The organism is Dactylosporangium sp. NPDC000555, from assembly GCF_040300025.1.
In the GTDB taxonomy this organism is placed as follows: domain Bacteria; phylum Actinomycetota; class Actinomycetes; order Mycobacteriales; family Micromonosporaceae; genus Dactylosporangium.
Genome location: NZ_JBEPDB010000077.1, coordinates 36,857 through 46,315, shown reverse-complemented (window position 1 = coordinate 46,315; position 9,459 = coordinate 36,857). Strand labels below are relative to the sequence as shown.

The window sequence follows — 9,459 nt, the reverse complement described above, 5'->3', positions numbered from 1 at the left end:
CCACGCCGCTGTCGAACGTGGTGGAGTCGACGAACTCCAGCGCGGTGGCGCTCTCCGGCCGGAACAAGGGCTCGCCCTTGCCCTTGATCACCGGGAAGATCCAGACCCGGTACTCGTCGAGCAGCCCCGCCGCCGCGAGCGCGTCGGTCAGACGACCAGTCCCCCAGACGAGGATGTCCCCGCCATCCCCCTCCTTGAGCTGGGTGACCTCGGCGACGAGATCGTCCCCGGAGATGACCGTCGCGGGTCCCCACACGGCGGTGTCCACCGGCCCGTTGGCGACCACGTACTTCGCGATGGAGTTGACGTGGTCGGCGTAGGGGTTGCCGCCCCTGCTCGGCCACGCCTGCGCCATACCCTCATAGGTCACCCGGCCCAGCAGCAGGGAGTCCGCCTTGAGCGTCATCTCGAACGCGTACTGCTGGGCCTGCTCATTCGAGTACTGGAACATCCACTCGTGGGGGTTGTCGATGTAGCCGTCGAGGGTGGCGTAGGTCGAAGCGATGATCTTGCGCACGGAACTCTCCTGCAGGTATCTGGCTGGGGTCGCGGGGCTCGCTTCCGTACAGACTTCGAACAGGACAGGGCAGCTTCGACAACCAGCCCACAAGTTTTTTTCAAGAGCTCTACGCCCGTTGAGTTCTCCGAACGAATCGCGGCAGCCGACTGACAGGAGAGACCAAGCCCGTGACGAGCATATCGAGTCCGCGGCGGCGCGGGGCGCGGACTCGGCGTGATGGCCGGTCCAGGGCGACAGCTCGCGGGCCAGTGCCGTGAGGGGAGCCACTTTGCCGATAGATGTTCTGCATGACATATTATCTGCATGACCGACTATGGCCACGATCTGCGCTTCGGGACCTTTCTGCCGGCCGAGGCCGCCACCGCGGCGGAGACCCTGCGGCTGGCGGTGCGCACCGAGGAGCTCGGGCTGGACATGACCAGCGTGCAGGACCATCCGTACCAGGCCCGCTTCCTCGACGCCTGGACGCTGCTGTCGGTGGTCGCCGCGCACACCGAGCGGATCTCTGTCTTCCCCAACGTCGCCAACCTGCCGCTGCGCCCGCCGGCGGTGCTCGCCCGGGCGGCGGCCAGCCTGGACCTGCTCAGCGGCGGCCGGGTCGAGCTCGGGCTGGGCGCGGGCGCGTTCTGGGACGCGATCGCGGGCATGGGCGGGCCGCGGCGCAGCGCGCCCGAGTCGATGCGGGCCCTGGCGGAGGCGATCGCGGTCATTCGGGCCCTGTGGGGCAGCGATCGCTCGGCGCGGGTGGACGGGGAGCACTACCGGCTGCAGGGCACCCACCCCGGGCCCGGCGCGGCGCACGACATCGGGATCTGGGTCGGCGGCTACAAGCCGCGGATGCTCTCCCTCATCGGGCGGCTCGCGGACGGGTGGCTGCCGAGCTCGCCGTACCTGCCGCCGGATCAGCTCGCCGAGGCCAACCGGCGCATCGACGAGGCCGCGGCCGGGGCGGGGCGGCGACCGGAGGACGTGCGGCGGCTGTACAACATCGCCGGGACGTTTCGCGGCGACGGCCGGGAGTTCCTGCAGGGGCCGCCGAAGGTGTGGGTCGAGCAGCTCGCGGAGCTGGCGGTGACCGAGGGGACGAGCGCGTTCATCCTGATGGTGCCGGCCGGCGGGGATGGCGACCTGGAACGCTTCGCGCTGGAGGTCGCCCCCGCGGTGCGCGAGCTGGTGGCCGCCGAGCGGGCCCGCCCGGCAAGTCGCGAGGCAGCGGCAATTCCGGTTGTACCGCCGGAGCTCGCCGAACGGCCCGCCGCACCGCCCGCCGAGCGGGTCCGCAACGAGACGCTCGCGACGCCGACGCCCGATGACGGCACGCGGCGCTCCAGCATCCGGCTGTGGGACGAGGCCGAGCGCCCCACCGGCCCCGCGAGCGACCCCACCATCCGCTACAGCTCCCGGCAGCGGGCGTCGGGGCAGCACCTCATCGACGTACACAATCATCTGCGGCAGGAATTGGCGCAGCTGCGCGACCTCGTCGACCAGGTCGAGGCCGGCGCCCTCGACCTCGGCCGGGCCCGATCGATCATCAACACGATGACGATGCGGCAGAACAACTGGACACTGGGCACGTACTGCGAGAGCTACTGCCGCGTCGTGACCACGCACCACACGATCGAGGACGTCAGCCTGTTCCCGCGCCTGAGGGCGGCCGACCCCGGGCTGGTGCCGGTCGTCGACCGCCTCGAGGCGGAGCACCACGTCATCGCCGAGGTCCTCGAGCGGGTCGACGGGGCGCTGGTGGCGATGGTCTCGAAGCCGGAGGGCATCGCCGCGGTGCGGGAGGCGGTCGACCTGCTCACCGACACGCTGCTGTCGCACCTGTCGTACGAGGAGCGTGCGCTGGTCGAGCCGCTGAGCCGCTACAACGTGATGTGAAGGGTGGCGAGGCTGACGTCCCAGAGCCGGGCGGCCGCCTCGGGGTCGAGCGCGTACGCGGCGACGCCGGTGCGGGTGCCCGGCCGGTTGGGCTCGGCCTCGTGACAGTCCTCGTAGTAGCGCCCGCCCACGCCGGCGGTGAGCGGCGACGCGGCCAGCAGCGCGGAGGTCGCCGCGCCCTGCTGGGGCGTCTTCCACCGGATCGGCGCGCCGCCGCCGGCCGCCGTGACGGTCCGCACGACCTCGTCGATGTCGACGTGGCGCTGCAGGTTGGTCCGGATGCCGCCGGGGTGCAGCGCGTTGACCCGGATCCCGTCGCCGGCCCAGCGGCGGTCCGCCTCGACCGCGAAGAGCACGTCGGCGGTCTTCGACTGGCCGTAGGCGAGCCACGGATCATACTCACGCCGCTCGAAGTGAATGTCGTCGAACACGACCGGGGAGCGCAGGTGCGCGCCCGAGCTGACAGCGACCACCCGGGCGCCGCCGGCCGCGCGCAGCGCCGGGAGCAGCCCGGCGGCGAGGGCGAAGTGACCGAGGTGGTTGGTCGCGAACTGCATCTCCCAGCCCTGCGACGTGCGCGCGAGCGGCGAGGCCATCAGCCCCGCGTTGTTCACCAGGATGTGCAGCGGGCCCTCCCAGGCCGCCGCGAAGGCGCGCACCGAGTCCTGGTCGGCCAGATCGAGCGGGCCGACGTGGACGTGCTTGTTGCCGGTCGTGGCGACGATGTCCGCGGCGACGCGGTCGCCGGCCTCGGTGTCGCGCACGGCTAGCGTGACCTCGGCCCCGGCTCCGGCCAGGGCGCGCGCGGTCTCGACGCCGATGCCCGAGGCGCCGCCGGTGACGACGGCGCGGCGGCCCGCGAGGTCGACGCCGTCGAGCACTTCCGCGGCGGTCGATTCGAATCCGAAGGGTGTGGTGATCGGCATGATCGCCTCCAAGCGATGCCAGCGGTACCATTGAAACGGAGGAGCCTCCAGATGGCTCAACCATAACCGGAGGATCCTCCGCTTGTCGGCAGTTGGAGTGTGACGTGACCCACCCCGAGCGCCCGCTGCGCGCCGACGCGCGGCGCAACCGCGAACGCCTGCTCGATGCCGCCCTCAAGGCCTTCTCCACGGCGGCGGCCGCCGACGTGACCCTGGAGCGGGTGGCCCGCGACGCCGGGGTCGGCATCGGCACGCTGTACCGGCACTTCCCGACCCGGGAGGCGCTCATCGAGGAGGTGTACCGCGCGGAACTGGCCCGCCTGTGCGACGCCGTCCCGCGGCTGCTGACGCAGCTACCCCCGGCCGCCGCGCTGCGCGCCTGGATGGACGGCTACATCGACTACATGGCCGCCAAGCACGGCCTCGCCGAGGCGTTGCGCACGGTCATCGCCGCCGGCGGGCAGCCCTTCGCGCACAGCCGCGACCGCCTGGTGGGAGCGATCACGCGGCTGCTGGAGGCCGGCGCCGCCGACGGGCTACGCACCGACGTGGCGCCGCTCGACGTGCTCGTGGCGCTCAGCGGCATCTCCCTGGCCGCGGGCGAGCCGGCCCGCCGCGACCAGGCCGGCCGCCTGCTCGACCTACTCGTCGACGGGCTGCGCGCCCGGACCTGAGCCGCAGCGCTCAGTCGTCGTCCTTCTCGCGCTGCAGCGCCAGCTCCAGCGCGAGGACCGCGCACAGGATCAGCAGGTGGTTCTCGCCCTGCGCGATGTTCACCGCGTAGCTGTCGCGGATGCTCAGCCACCGCTTCGACACCGTGGCCACCTCGCGGCCGCCCCGCTCGACCGTGAACTCGCGGTCGAAGAGATCCCCGGACATGTCCAGGTCGTCCGGCCCCGGCACGTCGATGGTGAACTTGTCGCGGAACGGCGTGAACAGCTTCTTACGGACCTCCGCCGCCTCCTCGCCGTCGATCTCGATCCGGTACGTCGGGCGAAGCGCGATGAGCTTGCGGTACACGGAGGCCATCTCACGCCCGGACGGGTCCTCGATGACGAGCCGGTCCCGCAGGCTCAGCACCTTGCCGTCGACGTGCAGCACCTTGCGACCGTGCTCGTCGATGACGTCGAAGTCGTCGCCGATGTCGAAGAAGCGCTCTTTGATGACATACATGCCCTCGATTGTCGGCCCGCCGCGCCACTCATGCCCGCCGGGCGAGCGCCAGGGTGGTGCGAAGGTCGAGCACCGTGCCCCCGCCGAGGTCGTCGAGCGTCGCGAGCACATCCAGCGTGCGGGCCTGACCGGCGGCGCCCCTGGCGCGGAACGGGCCGAAGGTCCGGACCAGCCGCAGGTACCGCTCGGCGCTCATCGGCAGCGGCCGGTTGGTGCGCACGAGCCGGGCGTCGGCGAACAGGCCCGACGAGCGGATGTCGTCGAAGGCCCAGTCGTCGTGGCGCGGCACCGGCGGGGTCGGGTCGGCGGCGGCGAACGCCCGGGTGTGGGCGGGGTCCGCGTAGGCGAAGCGGGCGACGCCCAGTCTGGCTCGACGGAGCTTCGCGCGGGTCGACCCAGACCAGGCGCCGAAAACGGCGAGCGTGCCGCCGGGCCGCAGCGCGTCGAACGCCAGGCGGTTGCGGCGGGCGGGGTCGAGCCAGTGCCAGGCCATCGCGCACCCGACGACGTCGGCGGGGCCTGGCCAGGCCGACTCGAACGGCGCGACGAGCACCGTCACGTCCGGGAACCGGGCGCGCAGCACGGCCGCCATGCGCTCGTCGGGCTCGACGCAGGTCAGCGCGCCGCCCAGGCCCCGCAGCACTTCGGTACCCTTGCCGACGCCGGTCTCCGGCACGCGACCGGGCGGGCGCCCGTGGTACACGGCGATCGCCTCGGCGAGCCCGGGCGCGAAGCCCGGCCGCACGTCGTCGTAGACGTCCGCCACCATCGCACATCTCCGCACCGACCCCCCGCGCGGCAGCCTTTTAGACGGGCGGGGCGTTCCAGGCGCGCAGGGACGGGACGCCGTGCTCGTGGCCGAGGACGGAGATGGCGGCCGTGCCCAGGGTCAGATGGGCGCCGAAGGCCGTCGGCTGCTCCAGCCACCGCGCGGCCAGGGCGCGGGAGGAGTGGCCGTGGCTGATCACGGCCGCGTCGCCCAGGGCCAGCACCGGGCGCAGCCTCGTCAGGAAGCGGTCCAGGCGGTCGGTCACCCGCTGCGGGGTCTCGCCGCCGGGGCAGCCCTCGCGCCACAGGTCCCAGTCCGGGTCGGCGGCGAGGATCTCGGCGGTGGTGCGGCCCTCGTATTCGCCGTAGTCCCACTCGGCGAGGTCGTTGTCGACCTCGGTGACGGTCAGGCCGGCCAGCTCCGCGGTGCGCAGCGCCCGGCGGCGGGGGCTGCTCACGACCGCGACGAACGAGCGGTTGGCCAAGGCGCGGCTCAGGGCCCTGGCGCCGGCCACCCCGGCCGGGGTGAGGTCCAGCTCGGTCGTGGACGTGTGCCGGCCGTTCGCGCTCCACTCGGTCTGCCCGTGACGTACAAGCACGATCTCACCCATCAACACATTGTGCCGGTTACGGCTACGCTGCATAACGTGGACGGGGTACTCGTGCTCTGGGATGTTGACCACACACTGGTCGACGTGGACGGGCTGGGCCGGGAGGCATTCGACCTGGCGTTCCTGCGGCGGTTCGGCACCCCGGTGCGGCACCAGCCGCCGATGGCGGGGCGGACCGACCGGGCGATCGCCATAGACATGCTGCGCCTCAACGACATTCCGGTGACCGATGCCCACCTGGAGGACCTGCGGGCGGGCGCGGAGCTGGCGCTGGACGAGCTGGCGCACCTGCTGCCGGCCCGCGGGCGGGCGCTGCCCGGGGCGGTCGACGCGCTCGCCGCGGTCGGCGCACGCACGGTGCAGTCGCTGCTGACCGGCAACGTGCGGCGCATCGCCGAGGTCAAGCTCGGCCCGTTCGGCCTGATCTCGCACCTGGACCTGGACGCGGGCGCCTATGGCTGGAGCCATGAGGTGCGGGCGGAGCTGGTCGCCATCGCCCGGCGAAACGCCCATGGCCGGTATAACCGGAATTTCGGGAAGGTCGTGCTCGTCGGCGACACGCCGGAGGACGTCGGGGCGGCCCTCGCCAGCGGGGCCGGCGTGGTCGGCGTCGCGACCGGGAGGTACACGTCGGCCGAACTGAGCAGGGCCGGCGCGCACGTGACGCTCGAAGACCTCGCCGACACCGGCCGGGTCGAGGAGGCCGTCAGGACTGCCGCACGCTAGGCCGGTGCTCGTAGGGGGTGGACAGCACCACCGTCGTGCGGGTGGTGACGTTGGCCGCGGACCGGATCTCCTGCAGCAGCCGCTCCAGCGCCAGAGGGTTCTCGACCCGCACCAGCAGCATGTAGAAGTCCTCGCCGGCCACCGAGTAGCACGACTCGATCTGCGGCAGCTTCGCCAGCCGGTCGGGCGCGTCGTCGGGCTGTGACGGGTCGAGCGGCCGGATCGCGACGAACGCGGTCAGCGCCAGCCCGAGCGCGTCGTGGTCGACCCGCGCGGTGTAGCCCTTGATGACGCCGCGCTGCTCGAGCCGGCGCACCCGCTGGTGCACCGCCGACACCGACAACCCGACCCGCTCGGCCAGGTCGGTGTAGGATAGGCGGCCGTCGACGGCCAGGGCCGCGACGATCGCGCGATCGGTCTCTTCCACGGTCCGAACATTAGCCTGCCGTGCAACCCGCTACAGAGACCGGGAGATCACCAGCCGCTGGATCTGGTTGGTGCCCTCGAAGATCTGCAGGACCTTGGCCTCGCGCATGTACCGCTCGACCGGATGGTCCGACACGTATCCGGCGCCGCCGAGCACCTGCACGGCGTCGGTCGTCACCCGCATCGCGGTGTCGGTGCAGAACAGCTTGGCCTTCGCCGCCTCCGCGGTGTGCGGCCGTCCGGCGTCGCGCAGGCGGGCGGCGGCGAGGTAGAGAGCGCGCCCGGCGGAGATCTGGGTGGCCATGTCGGCGAGCATGAAGCCGACGCCCTGGAACTCGGCGATCGGCCGGCCGAACTGCTCACGCTCGCGCGCGTAGGCCACGGCGTAGTCGAGCGCGGCCTGGGCGAGGCCGACGGCGCAGGCGGCGATGCCGAGCCGCCCGCCGTCCAGCGAGCTCAGCGCAATGTTGAACCCGCGGCCGGGCTCGCCGATGAGCCGGTCGGCGCCGACGACGGCGCCGTCGAAGACGAGCTGCGCGACCGTGGAGGAGCGCAGGCCCATGGTCTTCTCCGGCGCCTGTGCCTGCACACCGGGGGTTGCCGCGTCGACGAGCAGGCATGAGATGCCGGACGGGCCGGGGCCGCCGGTGCGCACGAACACGTTGTAGTAGTCGGCCTGCCCGGCGTGGGTGATCCAGGCCTTGGTACCGCGCACGACGTAGCCGTCCGGCCCGGGCTCGGCCCGCGTGGCGAGGGCGGCCGCGTCGGATCCGCTGTGCGGCTCCGACAGGCAGTAGGCGCCCAGCAGCTCGCCGCCGAGCATGTCCGGCAGGTGCTTCTTGCGCTGCAGGTCGGTGCCGTAGGCCACGAGCGGGTAGCAGGACAGGCTGTGCACGGAGACGCCCTCGGCGACGGCGAGCCAGCGGGCCGCGAGCTCCTCCAGCACCTGCAGGTACAGCTCGTAGGGCACGCCACCGCCGCCGTACTCCTGCGGGTAGGGCAGCCCGAGCAGCCCGGCGCGGCCGAGCAGGCGGAACAGCTCGCGCGGGAAGCGCCGCTCGGCCTCGAACGCGTCGACGCGCGGCGCCAGCTCCCCGGCGGCGATCTCGCGGACGAGGCCGATGAGGGCGGCGCCCTCCTCACTCAAAAACGCCCGATCAACGGTCACAAGACCACCAGCTCTGTGTCGACGGTGTTGAGTCGCTCGGCGCCGTCGGGCGTGCAGACCACGATGTCCTCGATGCGGGCGCCGTGCCGGCCGGCGAGGTAGATGCCGGGCTCGATCGAGAACGCCATGCCGGGCTCGAGCGGGGTCTCGTTGCCGGCCACGATGTACGGATCCTCGTGCGCATCGAGGCCGATGCCGTGCCCGGTGCGGTGCAGGAACCGCTCGCCGTAGCCGGCGCAGGCGATGAGGTCACGGGCGGCGGCGTCGACGGCCTGCGCGCTCACGCCGGGGCGCGCGGCGGCGACCGCGGCGCGCTGGGCCTCGTGCAGCACGGCGTAGTAGGCGGCGAAGTCCGCGGGCGGCTCGCCGACGCAGTACACGCGGGTGGAGTCGGAGCAGTAGCCGTCGGGCATGCGGCCGCCGATGTCGACGACCACCGGCTCGCCCGCGGCGATCAGCCGGTCGGAGACGCCGTGGTGCGGGCTGGCGCCGTTGGGCCCGGCGGCGACGATGGTGAACTCGACGGTGGCGTGGCCGGCCTCGCGGATGCCGGCGGCGATGTCCGCGGCGACCTCGGCCTCGGTGCGCCCGGGCCGCAGCCACTCCCCCATCCGCTCGTGGACGGCGTCGATGGCCCGCCCGGCCCGGCGCAGCGCCTCCACCTCGGCCGGGCTCTTGCGCAGCCGCAGGCCGCGCAGCACCGCGCCGGCGAGGGCCTGGGTGGCGTCGGGCAGCGCGTCGCGCAGCGCGAGGACCTGCTCGGCCCACATCCGGTCGCCGAGCCCGACGGACTTGACCCGGTCGCCGAGCAGGTCCCGGACGATGTGGTACGGATCGGTCCCGTCGGCGTGGTCGACCAGCCGGACGCCGACGGACAGCGCCGGCGAGTCCTCGGCGGCCGGGCGCTCCAGCCGCGGGACGATGAGCGTGGCCTCGCCCTCGGCGGGCAGCACGAGCAGGGTGAGCCGCTCCAGGGCGTGCGCGTCGTAGCCGGTGAGATATCGCAGGTCGGCGCTCGGCCCGATGAGCAGCGCGTCGAGGCCGGCCTCGGCGGCGGCGCGCCGGGCGGACTCGAGCCGGTCGGGGGAATACAGCTCCACGATCATCAGCTTAACGCTCGTTTGGTTTCCTGTGGTACCCCTATGGCGCCCGCGGCGGGATACCGCCGGACAGGGTGATCGATCGCGGGTTGTGGCGTAGTCTGTGCGCGAAGATTGAGTAAAGGCCCGAACTACCCCTCTTCCAACCGAGATGAGCTGC

Annotated in this window: 11 protein-coding genes; 3 read left to right on the top strand and 8 right to left on the bottom strand. The window is 72.8% G+C overall.

Going from position 1 to position 9,459, the window contains the following annotated elements; genetic code table 11:
• A partial coding sequence (locus ABT297_RS33565; RefSeq protein WP_350556488.1) for a dihydrofolate reductase family protein occupies positions 1–517 on the bottom strand: 517 nt, incomplete at its 3' end.
• A gap of 306 nt (positions 518–823) precedes the next feature.
• Here ABT297_RS33565 and ABT297_RS33560 point away from each other — a divergent pair.
• Complete coding sequence (locus tag ABT297_RS33560; protein WP_350556487.1) at positions 824–2,401, top strand: LLM class flavin-dependent oxidoreductase; 1,578 nt, start codon at positions 824–826, stop codon at positions 2,399–2,401.
• Here ABT297_RS33560 and ABT297_RS33555 read toward each other — a convergent pair.
• On the bottom strand, positions 2,386–3,327 hold the full coding sequence (locus ABT297_RS33555; protein ID WP_350556486.1) for an SDR family NAD(P)-dependent oxidoreductase: 942 nt from the start codon (positions 3,325–3,327) through the stop codon (positions 2,386–2,388). The genes ABT297_RS33560 and ABT297_RS33555 overlap by 16 nt on opposite strands.
• Positions 3,328–3,431: 104 nt before the next feature.
• Between ABT297_RS33555 and ABT297_RS33550 the strand changes: the two genes are divergently transcribed.
• Positions 3,432–4,001, top strand: coding sequence for a TetR/AcrR family transcriptional regulator (locus ABT297_RS33550; protein WP_350556485.1), 570 nt, complete (start codon positions 3,432–3,434; stop codon positions 3,999–4,001).
• Between the two features lie 10 nt (positions 4,002–4,011).
• Here the strand turns inward: ABT297_RS33550 and ABT297_RS33545 are convergent, their stop codons facing one another.
• The 3 genes from ABT297_RS33545 to ABT297_RS33535 are packed head-to-tail and all read right to left on the bottom strand — an operon-like array spanning position 4,012 to position 5,879.
• On the bottom strand, positions 4,012–4,500 hold the full coding sequence (locus tag ABT297_RS33545) for an LURP-one-related/scramblase family protein (protein WP_350556484.1): 489 nt from the start codon (positions 4,498–4,500) through the stop codon (positions 4,012–4,014).
• Between the two features lie 28 nt (positions 4,501–4,528).
• A complete protein-coding gene (locus ABT297_RS33540) occupies positions 4,529–5,269 on the bottom strand; it encodes a methyltransferase domain-containing protein (RefSeq protein ID WP_350556483.1) in 741 nt (246 codons plus the stop codon).
• Between the two features lie 37 nt (positions 5,270–5,306).
• Complete coding sequence (locus tag ABT297_RS33535) at positions 5,307–5,879, bottom strand: histidine phosphatase family protein (protein WP_350556482.1); 573 nt, start codon at positions 5,877–5,879, stop codon at positions 5,307–5,309.
• Between the two features lie 36 nt (positions 5,880–5,915).
• Here ABT297_RS33535 and ABT297_RS33530 point away from each other — a divergent pair, with 36 nt between their 5' ends.
• The gene (locus tag ABT297_RS33530) at positions 5,916–6,605 is read left to right on the top strand and encodes a haloacid dehalogenase-like hydrolase (protein ID WP_350556481.1); all 690 of its coding nucleotides are present in this window, start codon (positions 5,916–5,918) and stop codon (positions 6,603–6,605) included.
• On the opposite strand, the gene ABT297_RS33525 is transcribed toward ABT297_RS33530, so the two are convergent.
• The 3 genes from ABT297_RS33525 to ABT297_RS33515 are packed head-to-tail and all read right to left on the bottom strand — an operon-like array spanning position 6,586 to position 9,305.
• Positions 6,586–7,032 (bottom strand): Lrp/AsnC family transcriptional regulator, encoded by a 447-nt coding sequence (locus ABT297_RS33525; protein ID WP_350556480.1) that lies wholly within the window; start codon positions 7,030–7,032, stop codon positions 6,586–6,588. The two genes, ABT297_RS33530 and ABT297_RS33525, sit on opposite strands and share 20 nt — an antisense overlap.
• 30 nt (positions 7,033–7,062) lie before the next feature.
• A complete protein-coding gene (locus tag ABT297_RS33520) occupies positions 7,063–8,199 on the bottom strand; it encodes an acyl-CoA dehydrogenase family protein (RefSeq protein ID WP_350556479.1) in 1,137 nt (378 codons plus the stop codon).
• Entirely contained in the window at positions 8,196–9,305 is a 1,110-nt protein-coding gene (locus ABT297_RS33515) for a M24 family metallopeptidase (protein ID WP_350556478.1), read from the bottom strand. The genes ABT297_RS33520 and ABT297_RS33515 overlap by 4 nt, the downstream gene beginning before the upstream one ends.
• Positions 9,306–9,459: the final 154 nt, after the last annotated feature.